Consider the following 18,757-nt stretch of genomic DNA (forward strand, 5'->3'; position numbering starts at 1 on the left):
GGCCCGCGCGCGCAACGTCAGGTTGGGCGCGAGCGCAGGCCGTGCGTCCGTCCCAGCCCGACCTCAGCCACCGCCCATGTCCCCCATTTCGATCCTCCTGATCGGCTTTGCCATGTCCACCGATGCCTTCGCCGCTGCAATCGGCAAGGGTGCGGCCATGCGCAAGCCGGTGTTCCGCGATGCATTGCGTGCCGGCATCATCTTCGGCGTCATCGAGGCGATCACGCCCATCATCGGCTGGCTGCTCGGTCGGGCTGCCCTGCAATACGTCGAAGCCTTCGACCACTGGATCGCCTTCGGCCTGCTCGGCGCACTGGGCATCCACATGATCTACAACGGCCTGCGCCCCGACAGTGCTGAGGACGACGAAGATCCGTCGCAACACCACGGCTTCTGGAAGCTGGCGCTGACCGGTTTCGCCACCAGCATCGACGCGATGGCGGTGGGCATCGGCCTGGCCTTCATGGATGTACATATCGGCGTGATGGCTGCGGTGATCGGCCTGTGCACGCTGACCATGGTCACCGTCGGCATCATGCTCGGCCGCGTACTGGGCAGCATGGTAGGCAAGCGTGCGGAGATCATCGGTGGCGTGATCCTGGTGATCATCGGCGCAACGATCCTGTACGAACACCTGCACGGCGTGGGGTAACGCCCGCCCCTGTAGAGCCGAGCCCATGCTCGGCTGCTTCACATGGCAGCCGAGCGTGGGCTCGGCTCTACATTGGAGCATTCGCCGACATGCAGCACGGCATTTCGCTGATGGAGAGGCTGTCATGCGTGCCATAGCCTCTTCGCATGGCCAGTCCCGCACTCCGCTTTGGTCGCTGGTCGCAGACCGGCAATGTCTACGCGATCACGGCTGTGACACGCGCACGCCGTCCCTGGTTCGACGACAAGGCCAATGTCGATCTGCTGATCGAAGCGCTGCGCACCGTAGAGCGGACGGGGCGGACCTCCTCCCTCGCCTGGGTGGTCATGCCGGACCACCTGCATTGGTTGGTCGAGTTGCGTACCGGAACGCTGGCCGGCTGCGTGCAGATCCTGAAGTCCCGGAGTGGAAGATCCATCGCCAGGCGCGTTGATGCGAACGCACCGATCTGGCAGCCGGGGTACTACGACCATGCGTTGCGCAGCGATGAGTGCCTGCGCACGCAGGCGATGTACATTGCGGCCAATCCCGTGCGTGCTCGGCTGGCCACGCGCATCGGGGAATACCCCTATGTATGGAGTCGATGGCGGCTTTGGGGGTGATCGGTATTGAGGCCAAGAGCAGCCGAGCATGGGCTCGGCTCTACAGGGGCATCATGAAGGCTGCGGAGCCGAGCCCATGCTCGGCTCCGCAGTCCGTTACGATCAATCTTCTTCCGGCGGCAGCACGATGGCGTCGTCGTCGATGGCCAGCTTGCCGGCCATCAGCACGGCCTGGGTGCGGTTGGTCACGCCCAGCTTGCGCAGGATGGCGGTGACGTGGGCCTTGATCGTCGCTTCGGAGACGTTGAGGTCGTAGGCGATCTGCTTGTTCAAGCGGCCGGCGCCCAGCATCTGCAGCACGCGGAACTGCTGCGGGGTCAGCTCGCGCAGGCGCTGGCCGACTTCGCGTTCTTCGCTGCCGGTGGGCGGCACGTTGTGCGCTTCCGGCGGTGCCCAGGTCTCGCCATCGAGGATGGTGCCCAGTGCGTGGCCGATGGTGTCCGAGTCGGCCGACTTCGGAATGAAGCCCAGCGCGCCGTGGTCGAGCGCGCGGCGCATCACCGTGGCTTCTTCGCGTGCGGACACCACCACCACCGGCAGGTGCGGGTGCAGCGAGCGCATGTGCACCAGCGCGTTGAAACCCTGCGCACCGGGCATGTTGAGGTCCATCAGGACCAGGTCGGCGTCGTTGTGCTGGTCGGCCAGTGCATACAGCGCTTCCACGCTGTCGGCCTCGAACAGCTGCACGCCGGGGATGACCCGCTGCACGGCCCCGCGCAGGGCTTCGCGGAACAGCGGGTGGTCATCGGCAATCAGGAGGGTGGTCATGGTCGGGGGGAACCGTGGGGGGGAAACTGCATGGGGCCAGATCCTCCGGGGTCAGAGCCCGTTCCTGGCGGAACGGGATCCGGCCCCGGGTCGTACGTCAGCGCACCTTGCGCTCGTCCACCAGAGACGCCACCACCGATGGGTCGGCCAGGGTCGAGGTATCGCCGAGCTGGTCCGGCGCGTTCTCGGCGATCTTGCGCAGGATGCGGCGCATGATCTTGCCCGAGCGGGTCTTCGGCAGGCCCGGCGCCCACTGCAGGTGGTCCGGCGTGGCGATCGGGCCGATCTCCTTGCGCACCCAGGCGACCAGTTCCTTCTGCAGCTCGTCGCTCGGCGCCTCTTCGGCCACCAGCGTCACGTAGGCGTAGATGCCCTGGCCCTTCACGTCGTGCGGGAAGCCGACCACGGCCGCTTCGGCCACCTTGGGGTGCGAGACCAGCGCGCTTTCCACTTCGGCGGTGCCGATGCGGTGGCCGGACACGTTGATCACATCGTCAACGCGGCCGGTGATCCAGTAGTAGCCGTCCTCGTCGCGGCGGCAACCGTCGCCGGTGAAGTAGCTGCCCGGGTAGGTGCGGAAATAGGTGTCGATGAAGCGCTGGTGGTCGCCGTACACCGTGCGCATCTGGCCCGGCCAGGAATCACGGATGATCAGGTTGCCTTCGGTCGGGCCGTCCTGGACCTCGCCATCGGCATTGACCAGCGCCGGCTGCACGCCGAAGAAGGGCAGGGTGGCCGAACCGGGCTTGAGGTCCATCGCGCCGGCCAGCGGCGAGATCAGGATGCCGCCGGTCTCGGTCTGCCACCAGGTATCGACGATCGGGCAGCGGCTGTCGCCGACCACTTCGTAGTACCAGCGCCAGGCTTCCGGATTGATCGGCTCGCCGACGCTGCCGAGCAGGCGCAGCGACGCGCGCGAGGTCTTCTTCACCGGCTCCTCGCCTTCGCGCATCAGCGCGCGGATGGCGGTCGGGGCGGTGTAGAAGATGGTCACCTTGTGCTTGTCGATGACGTTCCAGAAACGCGAGGTATCCGGGTAGTTCGGCACGCCTTCGAACATCAGCGAGGTCGCGCCGTTGGCCAGCGGCCCGTACACGATGTAGCTGTGGCCGGTGACCCAGCCGACATCGGCGGTGCACCAGTAGACGTCGTCTTCGCGCAGGTCGAACACCGCTTCATGGGTGTAGGCCGCGTACAGCAGGTAACCGCCGGTGGTGTGCAGCACGCCCTTGGGCTTGCCGGTGGAACCGGAGGTGTAGAGGATGAACAGCGGATCTTCCGCGTTCATGCGTTCCGGTTCGCAGGTGGACGGCTGGCTGTCCACCACATCGTGGAACCAGCGGTCGCGCGGGGCCTGCATGTCCACCGCGCCGCCGGTGTGGCGCACCACCAGCACGGTTTCAACCGTATTCGTGCCCGGCAGCTTCAGCGCGGCATCAACGTTGGCCTTCAGCGGAATCCTGCGGCCACCGCGCAGGCCCTCGTCGGCGGTGATGATCAGCTTGCTCTGGCAGTCGCTGACGCGGTCGGCGATCGAATTCGGCGCGAAGCCACCGAACACCACCGAGTGGATCGCACCGATGCGCGCACAGGCCAGCATGGCCACCGCGGCGTCGACGATCATCGGCAGGTAGATGGTGACGCGGTCGCCCTTCTTGACGCCGAGGTTGCGCAGCGCGTTGCCGAGGCGGCAGGTGCGCTCGTACAGCTCGCGATAGGTCACGTGCTGGGCCGGTGCTTCCGGGCCGTCCGGCTCGAACAGCAGGGCGGTCTTGTCGCCGCGCGTTTCCAGCTGGCGATCCAGGCAGTTCACGCTGGCATTGAGCTCGCCATCTTCGAACCACTTGATGTGGAAGTCGGACAGGTCATAGCTGACGTTCTTGATCTTCGTCGGCTTGCGCATCCATTGCAGGCGCTCGGCGGCCTTGCCCCAGAAACCATCCGGGTCGGTCACCGACGCCTGGTACTGCTGTTCGTACGACGTCTTGTCGATGCGTGCCTTGGCGGCGAACTGCGGATCGACGGGGTAGATATCAGCCATGGCACCCTCACTTGCACGTTGACTTTGTATGTGCGGTCGCAGCATCGCAACGACCGATCCCCCTCAGTTTGCCCCATTCACCCCCGGCCGCGTCACCACCCTGGTTAGACCATGGTCGAAAGTGAGCGCCCAGCAGGGCCGGGTTCGACCAATGGCCAATAGCCGCTGTGCGCGAACGCCCCGCAGTCTCGGCTCGACCGTGCCCCACGCGCGGCATCACCTTGCCACTTGGGAGAGAGGGCAACATGAGCCACCGTACGTTGAAAGCCGTGCGCACACCTTTGGCGGCCTGCCTGTTGGTCGCCCTGGTCGCACCGGGCATGGCGTTCGCAGAGACCGCCAAAGAGAAGGCACTGGAAGCACGCGTTGCCGAACTGGAACGCCAGGTCCAGCTGCTGCTGTCTTCGCAGCAACAACAACAGACCCAGATCAGCCAGACCCAGCAGGCGGTGACCGAAGTGCGCACGGTGCAGGCCGGGCAGAAGCCGGTCGCCTCGGTGCCGGCGGGCAAGCAGCCGATCCAGGTCACCACCATTACCCCGGGCGCCGCGCCGGGCACCACGGTCAAGATCGGTGGCTTCATCAAGGCCGACTTCCTGGCCACCCAGACCAGCGATGGCCAGCTGGCCGACGACGCCACCGGCCGCTCGCTGTACCTGCCGGGCCAGACCCCGGTGGAAGGCGCCGGCGGCAGCGGCAAGCGTTCGGGCACCGACTTCAACGCCCATGCCAAGTTCTCGCGCTTCAACCTGGGCATCGACAACGTGAGCGAATCGGGCAACAAGGCCGGTGCGTTCTTCGAGATGGACTTCTTCGGCAATTCGCTGGGCAACCAGACCGCCACCAATACCTACGGCGTGACCCTGCGTCACGCCTACATGTACTGGAACAACTGGATGGCCGGCCAGACCTGGTCCAACTTCATGGACGCGGCCGCGCTGCCGGAGGCGGTCGACTTCGTCGGCCCCACCGACGGCGTGATCTTCGTGCGCCAGGCCCAGGTGCGCTACACCCAGGGCGGCTTCAGCGTCGCACTGGAAAACCCGGAAACCACCACCCTCACCGGTACCCGCAACCCGGTCACCGGGGCCTGGACCAACGCCAGCGCCAACTCCGACCGTGGCAGCCTGCCCGACCTGACCATGCGTTATGGCTGGAAGGGCGATTGGGGCACCTTTGGTGTCGGCGGCATCGTCCGCCAGTTGAAGGTGGACAACCAGGCCACCGGCGCGAAGGCCGACAAGGTGGCTGGCGGCCTGACCCTGGGCGGCAAGTGGGTGATGGGTGACAGCGATTCGCTGCATTACCAGCTGACCGGTGGCGAAGGCATCGCCCGCTACATCGGCCTGGGCATCACTGCCGACAGTGCCTATGACGTGGCCCGCGACGAGCTCAACCCGACCGGCGTGCTGGCCGGCTACGTGGGCTGGCGGCATGCGTTCTCGCCGAAGCTCCGCACCAACCTGATCTATGCGCGCAGCGACTACGACAACGACAGCATCCTCGGCCCGCTGGTGACCAAGAGCGTGCAGAGCATCCGCGGCAACATCTTCTATTCGCCGCTGCCCAAGGTCGATATCGGCGCCGAGCTGATGTATGGCCGTCGCGAAGTGGAGAACGGCAACAAGGGTGACATCACCCGGTTGCAGTTCACTACGAAGTACAGCTTCTAAGAGCGTGCCGGCCAGCGGCCGGCACCTACCGAGATGAGGTGCCGGCCAAGGTCGGCATCTACCGAGATGGGGTGCCGGCCAAAGTCGGCACCTACAGAGATTGTGTGCCGACCAACGGTCGGCACCCACCCACAACGATTGCTTCGGAGGGGAAGCGTCTTATGTCCAGCACTGCACCAGGCCCGCACCATGCGGCGGGCACCCTGACCAAGGGCCACAAGAAAGTCATCTTCGCCTCGAGCCTCGGCACGGTCTTCGAGTGGTATGACTTCTTCCTGTACGGCTCGCTCGCGGCCATCATCGCCAAGCAGTTCTTCAGTGGCGTCAATGAAACCACGGGCATGATCTTCGCCCTGCTGGCGTTCGCTGCCGGCTTCTTCGTGCGTCCGTTCGGCGCGGCCTTCTTCGGCAGCCTCGGCGACCGCATCGGCCGCAAGTACACCTTCCTGGTCACCATCCTGATCATGGGCATCTCGACCTTCCTGGTCGGCGTGCTGCCCAACTACGCCTCGATCGGTTTCGCCGCACCGGTGATCCTGATCATCCTGCGCCTGGCCCAGGGCCTGGCGATGGGCGGCGAGTACGGCGGTGCCGCCACCTACGTGGCCGAGCACGCGCCGGACGACAAGCGCGGCCTGTACACCAGCTTCATCCAGTGCACCGCCACGCTGGGCCTGTTCCTGTCGCTGCTGATCATCCTGGCCTGCCGCATGACGCTGGGCAACGAGGCCTTCGAAGCCTGGGGCTGGCGCATCCCGTTCCTGGTCTCGATCCTGCTGCTGGGCATTTCGGTATGGATCCGCCTGCAGCTGAGCGAATCGCCGCTGTTCCAGCAGATGAAGGCTGAAGGCAAGGGCTCCAAGACCCCGTTCCGCGACAGCCTGAAGGGTGGCAACCTGAAGCTGATGCTGCTGGTCCTGCTCGGTGCGGCGGCCGGCCAGGCGGTGGTCTGGTACGGCGGCCAGTTCTACGCGCTGTTCTTCCTCAGCAGCATGCTGAAGGTCGATGCCACCACCTCCTACCTGCTGATCGCCGCTGCGCTGGCACTGGGTACGCCGTTCTTCATCTTCTTCGGCTGGCTGTCCGACCGCATCGGTCGCAAGAAGATCATCCTGGCCGGCTGCCTGCTGGCGGCCATCACCTACATCCCGATCTTCAAGGGCCTGACCCACTTCGCCAACCCGGCCATCGAAGAAGCCCGCAGCAGCTCGCCGGCCCTGGTCGTGGCCGATCCGGCTACCTGCTCGTTCCAGTTCGATCCGGTCGGCCTGCGCAAGTTCACCAGCTCCTGCGACGTGGCCACCGCCGCGCTGACCAAGGCCGGTGTGCCGTACGACGTGCAGCCCGCCGCCGCCGGTTCGCTGGCGATGGTGAACGTGGGCAGCGCCAGCGTCACCTCGTATGAGGCCGCCGGCCTGACCAAGGAAGAAGGCAAGGCCAAGGCCGATGCGTTCGGTGCGGAACTGAAGACCGCCCTGACCACCGCCGGCTACCCGGCCAAGGCCGATGGCGCCCGCATCAACATCGCCGGCACCATCTTCATGCTGTGGCTGCTGGTGCTGTACGTGACCATGGTCTACGGCCCGATCGCCGCCTACCTGGTCGAACTGTTCCCGACCCGCATCCGCTACACCTCGATGTCGCTGCCGTACCACATCGGCAACGGCTGGTTCGGTGGCTTCCTGCCGGCGATCTCGTTCGCGCTGGTGGCCGGTACCGGCAACCTGTACTACGGCCTGTGGTACCCGATCGCGATCGCACTGATGTCGGTGGTGATCGGCGGCCTGTTCCTGCGCGAAACCAAGAACGTGGATATCACCAAGTAACCGGTGGGTTCCATGCAGTGAAGGAAAGGCCGCGGTGCAGACCGCGGCCTTTCTGCTTGTGGGCCGTGCCCACTCGGCCCGCATCCGGTAGTGCCGGCCGCTGGCCGGCAACCTCCTGAATCGCCGCGGACATGAAGCCCTTGCCGGCCAGCGGCCGGCACTACCATTGCGTTGCGCAGCACCCCGTATAGTCGGCCCATGACCACCACCACGCCGGCCGACCTTCCCGCCCTCCTGCACACCCTGCGCAGCGCCTGGCAGGCCCAGCGCCCCACGCTCGACCAGCGCGAAGCCGACCTGCGCCGTCTGCGCGAGGCATTGAAGCCACGCCTGGACGAAATGGCCCAGGCCATCGCCGAGGACTTCGGGCATCGCGCCCACGTTGAATCGAAACTGGCCGATGGCATGAGTGTGCTGTCGGCCATCGACCACCTGCGGCGCCACCTGCGGCGCTGGTCGAAGCCGCAGCGGGCATCGGCGGGATGGAAGTTGTGGCCGGCGCGCGCGCAGCTGCGGCCGACGCCGCTCGGCGTGGTGGGGGTGATCTCACCGTGGAACTACCCGGTCACGCTGGCGCTGGTGCCGCTGGTCACCGCGATTGCTGCCGGCAACCATGTGCTGCTGAAGCCTTCGGAACACACGCCGCGCACCAGCGCGTTCCTGGCCGATCTGCTGGCCAGCGTGTTCCCGCCCGATCGGGTGGCGGTGGTGCAGGGTGGGGCGGACGTGGCGGCGGCGGTGTCCTCGCTGCCGCTGGACCATCTGTTGTTCACCGGTTCGACGGCGGTCGGCCGCAAGGTGATGGCTGCTGCGGCTGAGCATCTGGTACCGGTCACGCTGGAACTGGGCGGCAAGTCGCCGGCCATCGTCTGCCGTGATTTCCCGTTGGATAAAGCCGCCGCGCGGCTGGCCACCGGCAAGTGGTTCAACGCGGGCCAGACCTGCATCGCGCCGGATTATGTGCTGATCGATACCGCGCGCCAGCGCGAGTTCGTACAGGCGCTGCAGCAGCAGGTGCGCGAGCGCTATGGCGACTTCAGCGATGCCGACGACTACACCCGCATCATCAATGAAGGCCAGTACCGGCGCCTGCAGGGCTACCTGGCACAGGCGCGGCAGCGCGGGGTGCCGGTGATTCCGCTGGCGCAGGTGGATGACGCGCGCGCCGACCGCGAGCGCCTGCTGGTGCCGACCGTGGTGCTGGACCCGCCGGACGACCTGGACCTGATGCGCGAGGAGATCTTCGGCCCGATCCTTCCGGTGCGGGCCTACCCGGACCTGGAGGCGGCGCTGGCGGACGTGCTGTCCCGCGACCGGCCGCTGGCGCTGTATCCCTTCAGCCACGACCGCGCGGCGGTGGAGCGCATCCTCGGCCAGGTGGTGGCCGGCGGGGTTACGGTGAATGACACGCTGCTGCACTTCACCGCCGATGGCCTGCCGTTTGGCGGGGTAGGGGCCAGCGGCATGGGCGCGTACCACGGCCGCGCCGGGTTCGATGCGATGAGCAAGCGGCTGCCGGTGCTGTGGCAGTCGCGCTGGGCGACCAGCGACCGGCTGCGGCCGCCGTATTCGAGGATTGCGGGGTTGTTGAAGCTGCTGCTTCGGTAGTGCCGGCCGCTGGCCGGCAACTGCAGGGTCTTGCCGACGGTTCATGGGGTTGCCGGCCAGCGGCCGGCACTACCGGTGGGTGCCAACCCACGCGGCCCATTCTGGTAGCTGCCAACGTTGGTTGGCACAGGGTGATTGCCGGCGCCAACCAAGGTTGGCGTCTACCAAAGCTGGCCCGGGTAGAATGCCCCCATGAAGATCGCCTCGTGGAACGTCAATTCGCTCAATGTCCGCCTGCCGCACCTGGAGCAGTGGCTCAGGGACTTCGGCCCGGACATCGTCGGCATCCAGGAAACCAAGCTGGAGGACCACAAGTTCCCCGATTCGGCGCTGATCACCGCAGGTTATCGCAGCGTGTTCGCCGGCCAGAAGACCTACAACGGCGTGGCGCTGCTGTCGCGTGAGCCGGCGCAGGACGTGCAGATCGGCATTCCCGGTTTCGAGGACGAGCAGAAGCGCGTCATCGCCGGCACCTTCGGCGACCTGCGGGTGATCAACCTGTACGTGGTCAATGGCCAGGACATCGGCACCGACAAGTACGACTACAAGCTGCGCTGGCTGGAAGCGGTGCATGCCTGGATCGCCGGAGAACTGCAGCGCCACCCGAAGCTGATCGTGATGGGCGACTTCAACATCGCCCCGGACGCGCGCGACGTGCACGACCCGGCGGTGTGGAACGACAACCACATCCTGACCTCCACCGCCGAGCGCGGCGCATTGAACAAGCTGCTGCAGCTGGGCCTGCACGATGGCTTCCGCCTGCACAACGACGAGGCGGGTACCTTCAGCTGGTGGGACTACCGTGCCGCCGGCTTCCGCCGCAACCTGGGCCTGCGCATCGACCTGACCCTGGTCTCAGAGGCGCTGAAGGGCAGTGCGGTGGCCTCGGGCATCGACCGCGAGCCGCGCACCTGGGAACGCCCGAGTGACCATGCGCCGGCCTGGGTGCAGATCGGTTGAACGAACGGGGCCCGACGATTGCCGGGCCCGTTCTGGAACATCTGCCGGCCAGTGGCCGGCACTACCCTCAGATCACCGTATGCTCTTGCGGGTGAACAGGTTGACGATCGCCAGCAGGATCACCGCACCGATCAGCGAGAACAGGAAGGTGCGGAGGGTGATCGCTTCGTTGATGCCGCCGCCGAACAGCCAGCCGGAAATCAGCGCGCCGACGATGCCGACCACGATGTTGAGGATGATGCCCTGCTGGGCATCGCGCTTCATGATGATGCTGGCCAGCCAGCCTACGATGCCGCCGACGATCAGCCAGATGATGATGCCCATGATCGAACCTCCGGTGGGGAACTGTGACCAGTTGACGCGCAGGGCTGTGAACCCGTCGTGGAATTGCGTGATGGGCGTGTGCGGATGAGCCTGCCAGCCACCCTCGATGGCCCGTGGCGCTTCGGTCCGGTGACGGTCTGGCGGCGCCCGCATGTGCCGGGCCAGCGTGGTGAACCGCAGGCGCGGCAGGTGCTGGCACAGGCATTGGGCGCCGACCCGCAGACGCTGCCGCTGGTCCGTGATGACAAGGGCCGGCCGGAACTGAGCGGCCCGTTGGCCCACTACGGCACCGGCTGGAGCCATAGCGGCGAGGTGCTGCTGGTGGCGCTGGGCGAAGGCGTGCGGCTGGGCGTGGACCTGGAGCTGCTGCGGCCGCGACCGCGCCTGCTGGAGATCGTGCGGCGCTTCTTCCACCCACAGGAGGTGGCCTGGCTGGAACGCCTGGATGAGGCCGGGCGCGAGCACTGGTTCTTCCGCGTGTGGTGCGCCAAGGAAGCGATGCTGAAGGCGCACGGGCAGGGCATCTCGTTCGGCCTGCACCGCCTGCAGCTGGCGCCCGGGCCCGATGGCGCCCTGCACCTGCGCTGGTGCGACCCGGAACTGGGCGAGGCCGCGCGCTGGCACCTGCACGAGTGGCAGGCCAGCGGCCAGTTCCGCGCTGCATTGGCCTGGTATCCACACTGAAGCGGGGAATCGGCGCGCAAAACCGGCGATAATGCCGGCATGAGCGAACACCCACTTCCCGCCAGCGTGTCTGCTACGCTGGAACAGGGCCTGGCCAGCATGGGCCTGGACGCCGCGCTGGCGCCGCCGTTGCTGCGCTACCTGGCCCTGCTGCACCGCTGGAACGGCACCTACAACCTCACCGCCATCCGCGACCCGCAGGAGATGGTCACCCGCCACCTGCTCGACTCGCTGGCGATGCAGCCGTTCGTGGCCGACGGCAGCCTGGCCGACCTTGGCACCGGCCCCGGGCTGCCCGGCATCCCGCTGGCGATCGCCTGCCCGGGCCTGCAGGTCACCCTGGTCGAGAGCAACGGCAAGAAGGCGCGCTTCATGCGCGAAGCCGTGCGCCAGCTCGGCCTGGGCAACGCCCGCGTGGCCGAGTCGCGCGCCGAGGCGCTGGACGAGGCCGGCCGCTATGACCAGCTGACCGCGCGCGCGATGGACACCCTGGCCGGCATCGTCCGCGTCGGTGGCCACCTGCTGCGCCCCGGCGGCGTGTTGCTGGCCATGAAGGGCGTCTACCCGCATGAGGAGATCGCGGAGCTGCCGGCGGGCTGGCAGGTGCGCGAGGTGACCCCGTTGAGCGTGCCCGGCCTGGCCGGCGAACGCCACCTGGTCACTGTTACAGGCCCCTGATTCCCGCCGCCAGCCCCTTGTGGAACAACGGGTTGGCGATCCACGATTTCCGCAAGGGGCCGGTTGTACGCATAATGACCGGTCCCAGCACACGTCGACGAGGCACACCCGCATGGCCCGCATCATCGCCATCGCCAACCAGAAGGGTGGCGTCGGCAAGACCACGACCGCCGTCAACCTGGCCGCTTCCCTGGCCAACGCACCCAAGCGCGTGCTGTTGGTCGACCTGGATTCGCAGGGCAACGCGACCATGGGCAGTGGCGTGGACAAACGCGAGCTGGCCGCCTCCACCTGTGACCTGCTGCTCGGCGAGAACAGCGCTGCCGATGTACGCGTGCAGACTGCCGAGGGTTACGACCTGCTGCCCGGCAATATCGACCTGACCGCCGCCGAGATCCAGCTGATGGGCCAGAGCGAGCGCGAGCAGCGCCTGAAGCGCGCGCTGGCGCCGATCCGCGACGAGTACGACTACATCCTGATCGACTGCCCGCCGGCGCTGTCGCTGCTGACGCTCAACGCGCTGGCCGCCGCCGACTCGGTGATCGTGCCGATGCAGTGCGAGTACTACGCGCTGGAAGGCCTGAGCGCGCTGGTGGAAACCATCGAAGCGCTGCGCACCAGCCTGAACCCGGCGCTGGAGATCGAAGGCGTGCTGCGCACCATGTTCGACGTGCGCAACAACCTGGCCAACGCAGTGTCGGCCGAGCTCACCGAGCACTTCGGCGACCGCGTGTTCCGCACCATCGTGCCGCGCAACGTGCGCCTGGCCGAGGCACCCAGCCATGGCCAGAGCATCGTCGGCTACGACCGCGCCTCGCGCGGTGGCGTGGCCTACCTGGGCCTGGCCGGCGAGATCATCCGCCGCAACAACGAACGCAACAAGGCCGGCAAGGCCGTGGAGATCGTCTGATGACCAGCAGCAAGCCGGCAGCCAAGAAGCGAGGCCTCGGCCGTGGCCTGGATGCGCTGTTGGGCCCGAAAGGCGCGGTCAGCCAGGTGCAGGCCACCACCGCGGTGATCGAGCCGCTGCCGGGTGAAGTGCTGCGCAAGTTGCCGGTCGGCCAGCTGCAGCCGGGCAAGTACCAGCCGCGCCGCGAGATGGACGAGGGCAAGCTGTCCGAGCTGGCCGACTCGATCAAGTCGCAGGGCGTGATCCAGCCGATCCTGGTGCGCCAGCTGCCGGCAGGCAACTACGAAATCGTCGCCGGTGAACGCCGTTGGCGCGCATCGCAGCTGGCCGGCCTGGACGAAGTGCCGGTGGTGGTGCGCGAGCTGGAAGACCGCACCGTCATCGCGATGGCGCTGATCGAGAACATCCAGCGCGAAGACCTCAATCCGCTGGAAGAAGCCGAGGCGCTGCAGCGCCTGATCAGCGAGTTCACCCTGACCCATGCCGAGGCCGCCGAGGCCGTCGGCCGCTCGCGCGCGGCGGTGTCCAACCTGCTGCGCCTGCTGGAGCTGCCGGTGGCGATCCGCCTGCTGCTGGAAACCCGCCGCCTGGAAATGGGCCACGCCCGCGCGCTGCTGACCCTGGCTCCCGAGCTGGCCGGCAAGCTGGCCCAGGAAGCAGCCGATGAAGGCTGGTCGGTGCGCGAGGTCGAGCGCCGTGCGCAGGCCTTCGCCGCCGGCAAGGTGCCGAGCAACCGCCCGGCGGCCACGCCGAAGGTGCAGCAGGCTGATATCGCCTCGCTGGAGACCGAACTGTCCGAAGCATTGGGCGCCAAGGTGGCGATCAATCATGGCCGCGGTGGCAAGGGCAAGCTGATCATCCACTACACCGACCTGGATACCCTGGACGGCGTGCTGGAAAAGCTGCGCACGCGCCAGGGCTGAGCCCGGCGCAGTGACAGTGGCGCGGCCCGTTCCTGCCGTGTCCCGCCAATGACAGGGAACGTACCGCCGCGCGCGCCGAGGGAATGCACTGCCTTCCGGTCCGTGGCCTCATCCAGGGAGCAGGACATGAGCAACGAATACGAGGACGTCAGCCCGGACGGCACCCAGATACTGGTACATCGCCGCGAAAAGGACTTCGTGCTCGCCACCGGCGAAGAACGCCACATCGAGGCGATCAGCGCCCACCTCGAACGCCATCTGGGCCCGGTATCCGGTGTCTTCCACGAGATCATCTCCGACCTGGTGCACATCGACGTGCACGTGGTGCCGGCCAATGACCACTGCCCTTACCTGCGCCTGGTCACCTCCGGCATGAGCGACCTGCCGATGACCGTGCCCGCCGAGGTGGACGCGGACGTGCCGCGCTACATGGAACTGATGGTGACCCTGCCGGCGGACTGGCCCATCTCCCAGGACGCCTTCGAGGACGAGCGCAATTACTGGCCGGTGCGCCTGCTGAAGGGCATGGCGCGGTTGCCGCACGAGTACGACACCTGGCTGGGCTTCGGCCACACCATTCCCAACGGCCATCCCAGCGAGCCCTATGCGCCGGGCGTGGGCTTCGACGGCGCCATCGTGCTGACGCCGGTAACCACCCCGGAGGACTTTGCCACGCTGGAACTGGACGACGGCAAGACCATCAGCTTCATGAGCCTGGTCCCGCTGTACCCCGAAGAGATGGACCTGAAGCTGAGGAAGGGCGCCGAGGCGCTGCTCGACCGCTTCGACGCGAAGAAGATCCAGGATGTAATCGAACCCGGCCGCACCAACGTGGCGAAGAAGCGTTTCGGTTTGTTCTGAGACCGGTAACATCAGGGGCCTGAACTTCGTTTCCAGGCCCCTGCCATGACCATCCTGCTCACCGGCGCTGCCGGCTTCATCGGTGCCTACACCGCCCGCGCACTGCTGGAGGCCGGCCAGGCCGTGGTCGGCCTGGACAACTTCAACGATTACTACGACCCGCAGATCAAGCGCGACCGCGTGGCCGCGCTGTGCCCGTCGCTGGACCTGCGCGCGCTGGACCTGACCGACCGCGAGGGCCTGGCTGCGCTGTTCGATGAAGTGCAGCCGACGGCGGTGATCCATCTGGCCGCCCAGGCCGGCGTGCGCTATTCGCTGGAAAACCCGCACGCCTACGTCGACAGCAACCTGGTCGGCTTCGTCAACATGCTCGAACTGTGCCGCCACCGCGGCGTGCAGCACCTGGTGTATGCCTCCAGCAGCTCGGTCTACGGCGATTCGGCCACGCCGCCGTTCTCCGAGGACCAGCGCGTAGACCAGCCGCGTTCGCTGTACGCGGCGACCAAGGCGGCCAATGAGCTGATGGCCCATACCTACGCGCAGCTGTACGGCCTGCATGCCACCGGCCTGCGCTTCTTCACCGTGTATGGCCCGTGGGGCCGGCCGGACATGGCACCGCTGCTGTTCTCCCGCGCGGTGCTGGCCGGGCGGCCGATCGACGTGTTCAACGAAGGCCGCATGCAGCGCGATTTCACACATGTCTCCGACATTGTGTCCGGTATCCTCGGCGCCCTCGCGCATCCGGCCGACGGCCCGGTGCCGCACCGGGTGTTCAACCTCGGCAACCATACGCCGGTCGAGCTGGAGCGCTTCATCAGCGTGATCGAGCAGGCCGCCGGCCGCCCCGCGCAGAAGGTGTACAAGCCCATGCAGCCCGGCGACATGGTGCGCACGATGGCCGATACCCGGCGCGCACATGACGCTTTCGGCTTCGATGCGGTGACCCCGATCGAAGAAGGCCTGCCGCCTGTGGTGCAGTGGTGCCGCGAGTATTTTGGCGATCGCGCCTGAGGATGGATCCTCACGCCGCGGGGTTCATCTTCGGATAACCTCGGCAGCGGAGAATGCGCGGTCTTTGTCCCCCCTTTGGCCGAGTGCCTTATGAGCCAACCCGAGCTTTCCGTTGTCGTCCCGGTATTCAACGAGCGCGACAATGTCGCCCCGCTGGTCGCCGAAATCACCGCCGCGCTGCGTGGCCGGCTGCCGTTCGAAATCGTCTACATCGACGATCACTCGCGCGATGACACCCTGGCGGTGCTGCAGGGACTGAAGGCGACCACCCCGGAACTGCGCGTGCTGCACCATGTGAACCAGAGCGGGCAGAGCACCGCGGTGCGCACCGGCGTCAAGCACGCCCGCGCGCCGTGGATCGCGACCCTGGATGGCGATGGCCAGAACGATCCGGCCGATATCCCCAAGCTGCTCGCCGCACGCGACGCCGCCGAGGCGCAGGTGAAGCTGTTCGCCGGCTGGCGCGTCAACCGCCAGGACAGCGGCAGCAAGCGCTGGGCCAGCAAATGGGCCAACGCCATCCGTGCACGCATGCTGCGCGACGATACGCCCGATACCGGCTGCGGCATCAAGCTGTTCGAACGCAGCGCGTTCCTCGACCTGCCGTACTTCGACCACATGCACCGCTACCTGCCGGCGCTGATGCAGCGCGCCGGCTGGAAGACCACCAGCGTGCCGGTCAACCACCGCCACCGTACCGCTGGCGTGTCCAAGTACAACAACCTCGGCCGCGCGCTGGTCGGCATCCGCGACCTGCGTGGCGTGGCCTGGCTGATCACCCGCAGCAAGCGCACCGCGGTGGAGGAGCGCTGATGGATCTGGAGCTGCATTGGCTCGACCAGCCGCTGACCTGGCTGTACTGGACCGGCCTGCACGTGACCGGCTGGAAGCTGATCGGCTATACCGGCGCGCTGATGTTCGGCGGCCGCTGGCTGGTCCAGTTCGTCGCGTCCAAGCGCGCCGGCAAGCCGGTGATCCCGCGCCTGTTCTGGTACATGAGCGTGCTCGGCAGCCTGATGACGCTGAGCTACTTCCTGTTCTCGGCCAAGCAGGACTCGGTGGGCGTGCTGCAGAACCTGTTCCCGGCGTTCACCGCGCTGTACAGCCTGCACCTGGACATCAAGCACCGCGGCTGGAAGCGAGACAAGGCCAGCCACTGAGGCCCCGGGGTCGGATCCCTTTCCATGGGAAAGGGCTCTGACCCCGTCCGGATCACCCTGTCCGGATCCGCGGCGCATCCACGCATGACGTGGGTCTACTGCGTACCTGGCTACCGGGGCCCCGGTCTGCTGCGCAGGCAGGACCTTCGTCCCATGCCACGGGCGATGGGCGGTGCCATGATCGGGGTCTGCCTTCCCGGGAACCTGTGCTCGTGAAAACCCGTCTTGCCGTTGCCCTGCTGATCGCCCTGTCCGCCCCTGCCGTGGCCCTGGCCGCGCCGCCCGCCACCGCCGCACCGTCCGGCGTGGCCACTGAATCGCCCGCCGACGCCGCCTTCCGCGCGCTGTACGAGAAGGAATGGAAGTGGCGCCAGCAGGGCGGTGGCGAGGCCAGCGAGGACGAGGACGCCCCGGCCAACGCCACCCGCATGCCCGACGTCGGCCCGGCCGCGCAGCAGGCGCGCCTGAAGGTGTGGGATGAGACCCTGGCCGCGCTGAAGAAGATCGACCCGAAGACCCTGTCGGCCGACAACCAGGTCAACTACGCGATCTACCACGACCAGGTGTTCAACCTGGCCGAAGAGACGCGCCTGCGCGGCTACGAGATGCCGTTCAACGCCGATTCCTCGTTCTGGTCCAACCTGTCCTTCATGGCCCGGCGCGAGATGAAGACCGTGCAGGACTACCAGAACTACATCGCACGCCTGAATGATGTACCGCGCTACTTCGGCCAGCAGACCGAGAACATGCGCGCCGGCCTGAAGCGTGGTTTCAGCGTGCCGCGCGCGGTGCTCGATGGCCGCGAAGTGTCCATCGCCACCGTCGCCGAGCTGAAGGACCCGACCGAGTCGCCGCTGTACGCGCCGTTCAAGAAGCTGCCCACCACCATCCCGGCCGCCGAGCAGGCCAGGCTGCAGGCGCAGGCGCGCGAAGCAATCAGCGGCAAGGTGGTGCCGGCGTTCCAGCAGCTGCGCACCTTCTTCGTCAACGAGTACGTGCCGCAGGCGCGTACCACCCTGGCCGCCGAAGCGATGCCCGATGGCAAGGCGTACTACCGGCAGCAGATCCACGAGTACACCACGCTGGACCTGTCGCCGGACGAGATCCACCGCATCGGCCTGGATGAGGTCGCGCGCATCCAGAAGGAAATGAACGACATCATCAAGCAGGTGAAGTTCAAGGGCAGCTTTGCCGAGTTCCTGACCTTCCTGCGTACCGATCCGCAGTTCTATGCAAAGACACCGGAAGAGCTGCTGTCGCGTGCCGCGTGGATCTCCAAGCGGGCGGACGGCCAGCTGGGCAAGTACATGACGTTGCCGCGCGCGCGCTTCACCATCGTGCCGGTGCCGCCGGACATCGCACCGTTCTGGACGGCCGGCCGCGGTGGCATGGGCACCTACTGGCTCAACACCTACAACCTGCCGTCGCGCCCGCTGTACAACCTGCCGGCGCTGACCCTGCATGAATCCGATCCGGGCCACTCGCTGCAGGGCGCGATCGCCGCCGAGCAGAAGAACCTGCCGGAGTTCCGCCGCAACGCCTACATCTCCGCCTATGGCGAAGGCTGGGCGCTGTACTGCGAGAAGCTGGGCGTGGAGATGGGCATCTACGAAACCCCATACGAGGATTTCGGCCGCCTGACCTACGAGATGTGGCGTGCCGCGCGCCTGGTGATCGACACCGGCGTGCACAGCAAGGGCTGGACCCGCGAGCAGGCGTTGGCCTACCTGCGTGACCACACCGCGCTGAGCGAGCATGAAGTGACCACCGAGGTGGACCGCTACATCTCCTGGCCTGGCCAGGCGCTGAGCTACAAGCTGGGCGAGATCGCCATCGTGCGCCTGCGTGCGCAGGCCGAGAAGGAGCTGGGCGACAAGTTCGACATCAAGGGCTTCCACGACACCCTGCTCAAGCAGGGCTCGGTGCCGCTGCCGGTGTTGGAACAGCAGATCCAGGCCTACATCGCCGAGCGCAAGAAGGCCTGACCGTGCAAGGGTAGTGCCGGCCGCTGGCCGGCAACCCGACCCGGTCACGGGGTCGGATCCCTTTCCTGTGGAAAGGGCTCCGACCCCCTCT

Annotated in this window: 18 protein-coding genes; 15 read left to right on the forward strand and 3 right to left on the reverse strand. The window is 67.0% G+C overall.

The annotated features are described in order from the left end of the window. Positions 1-76: 76 nt before the first annotated feature. Both E5790_RS10225 and E5790_RS10230 read left to right on the forward strand, forming a co-directional pair. Positions 77-652 (forward strand): manganese efflux pump MntP family protein, encoded by a 576-nt coding sequence (locus E5790_RS10225; RefSeq protein ID WP_032957840.1) that lies wholly within the window; start codon positions 77-79, stop codon positions 650-652. A 146-nt stretch (positions 653-798) separates the two neighbouring features. Next, complete coding sequence (locus tag E5790_RS10230) at positions 799-1,254, forward strand: transposase (protein ID WP_111205387.1); 456 nt, start codon at positions 799-801, stop codon at positions 1,252-1,254. 102 nt (positions 1,255-1,356) lie between these two features. Here the strand turns inward: E5790_RS10230 and E5790_RS10235 are convergent, their stop codons facing one another. After that, entirely contained in the window at positions 1,357-2,022 is a 666-nt protein-coding gene (locus tag E5790_RS10235) for a response regulator transcription factor (protein ID WP_006477308.1), read from the reverse strand. Between the two features lie 97 nt (positions 2,023-2,119). Further along, positions 2,120-4,063 carry an acetate--CoA ligase gene (gene acs / locus E5790_RS10240; RefSeq protein WP_111205386.1) on the reverse strand — a complete coding sequence of 648 codons (1,944 nt, stop codon included), beginning with the start codon at positions 4,061-4,063 and terminating at the stop codon, positions 2,120-2,122. Between the two features lie 245 nt (positions 4,064-4,308). Here acs and E5790_RS10245 point away from each other — a divergent pair, with 245 nt between their 5' ends. The 4 genes from E5790_RS10245 (at position 4,309) to xth (ending at position 10,130) form a co-directional block, all read left to right on the forward strand. Continuing rightward, positions 4,309-5,736 (forward strand): DcaP family trimeric outer membrane transporter, encoded by a 1,428-nt coding sequence (locus E5790_RS10245; RefSeq protein WP_032957835.1) that lies wholly within the window; start codon positions 4,309-4,311, stop codon positions 5,734-5,736. Between the two features lie 161 nt (positions 5,737-5,897). Continuing rightward, a complete protein-coding gene (locus E5790_RS10250; protein ID WP_014648890.1) occupies positions 5,898-7,562 on the forward strand; it encodes an MFS transporter in 1,665 nt (554 codons plus the stop codon). A 198-nt stretch (positions 7,563-7,760) separates the two neighbouring features. Next, entirely contained in the window at positions 7,761-9,170 is a 1,410-nt protein-coding gene (locus E5790_RS10255) for a coniferyl aldehyde dehydrogenase (RefSeq protein WP_111205385.1), read from the forward strand. A gap of 192 nt (positions 9,171-9,362) precedes the next feature. After that, positions 9,363-10,130, forward strand: coding sequence for an exodeoxyribonuclease III (gene xth / locus E5790_RS10260; protein WP_111205384.1), 768 nt, complete (start codon positions 9,363-9,365; stop codon positions 10,128-10,130). A gap of 72 nt (positions 10,131-10,202) precedes the next feature. Here the strand turns inward: xth and E5790_RS10265 are convergent, their stop codons facing one another. Continuing rightward, positions 10,203-10,454, reverse strand: coding sequence for a GlsB/YeaQ/YmgE family stress response membrane protein (locus tag E5790_RS10265; RefSeq protein ID WP_014648887.1), 252 nt, complete (start codon positions 10,452-10,454; stop codon positions 10,203-10,205). An 84-nt stretch (positions 10,455-10,538) separates the two neighbouring features. Here E5790_RS10265 and E5790_RS10270 point away from each other — a divergent pair, with 84 nt between their 5' ends. The 9 genes from E5790_RS10270 (at position 10,539) to E5790_RS10310 (ending at position 18,666) form a co-directional block, all read left to right on the forward strand. After that, positions 10,539-11,138 (forward strand): 4'-phosphopantetheinyl transferase superfamily protein, encoded by a 600-nt coding sequence (locus tag E5790_RS10270; RefSeq protein ID WP_111205383.1) that lies wholly within the window; start codon positions 10,539-10,541, stop codon positions 11,136-11,138. 39 nt (positions 11,139-11,177) lie between these two features. After that, positions 11,178-11,816 (forward strand): 16S rRNA (guanine(527)-N(7))-methyltransferase RsmG, encoded by a 639-nt coding sequence (gene rsmG / locus E5790_RS10275; protein WP_111205382.1) that lies wholly within the window; start codon positions 11,178-11,180, stop codon positions 11,814-11,816. A 112-nt stretch (positions 11,817-11,928) separates the two neighbouring features. Then, a complete protein-coding gene (locus E5790_RS10280; protein ID WP_014648884.1) occupies positions 11,929-12,726 on the forward strand; it encodes a ParA family protein in 798 nt (265 codons plus the stop codon). After that, complete coding sequence (locus E5790_RS10285) at positions 12,726-13,649, forward strand: ParB/RepB/Spo0J family partition protein (RefSeq protein ID WP_014648883.1); 924 nt, start codon at positions 12,726-12,728, stop codon at positions 13,647-13,649. The genes E5790_RS10280 and E5790_RS10285 overlap by 1 nt, the downstream gene beginning before the upstream one ends. A gap of 126 nt (positions 13,650-13,775) precedes the next feature. Next, positions 13,776-14,510: a suppressor of fused domain protein gene (locus E5790_RS10290; protein WP_049442094.1), complete on the forward strand. Its 735-nt coding sequence runs from the start codon at positions 13,776-13,778 to the stop codon at positions 14,508-14,510. Positions 14,511-14,555: 45 nt separating this feature from the next. Further along, positions 14,556-15,521, forward strand: a complete 966-nt coding sequence (locus E5790_RS10295; RefSeq protein WP_053494542.1) for an NAD-dependent epimerase/dehydratase family protein — start codon at positions 14,556-14,558, stop codon at positions 15,519-15,521. 90 nt (positions 15,522-15,611) lie between these two features. Then, a complete protein-coding gene (locus E5790_RS10300) occupies positions 15,612-16,334 on the forward strand; it encodes a glycosyltransferase family 2 protein (protein ID WP_005420380.1) in 723 nt (240 codons plus the stop codon). Beyond that, the gene (locus tag E5790_RS10305) at positions 16,334-16,681 is read left to right on the forward strand and encodes a lipid-A-disaccharide synthase N-terminal domain-containing protein (RefSeq protein ID WP_014648879.1); all 348 of its coding nucleotides are present in this window, start codon (positions 16,334-16,336) and stop codon (positions 16,679-16,681) included. The genes E5790_RS10300 and E5790_RS10305 overlap by 1 nt, the downstream gene beginning before the upstream one ends. Positions 16,682-16,893: 212 nt before the next feature. Next, positions 16,894-18,666 (forward strand): DUF885 family protein, encoded by a 1,773-nt coding sequence (locus E5790_RS10310; protein WP_049442093.1) that lies wholly within the window; start codon positions 16,894-16,896, stop codon positions 18,664-18,666. Positions 18,667-18,757: the final 91 nt, after the last annotated feature.

Source organism: Stenotrophomonas sp. PAMC25021 (assembly GCF_004795795.1).
Classification (GTDB): Bacteria; Pseudomonadota; Gammaproteobacteria; order Xanthomonadales; family Xanthomonadaceae; genus Stenotrophomonas; species Stenotrophomonas muris.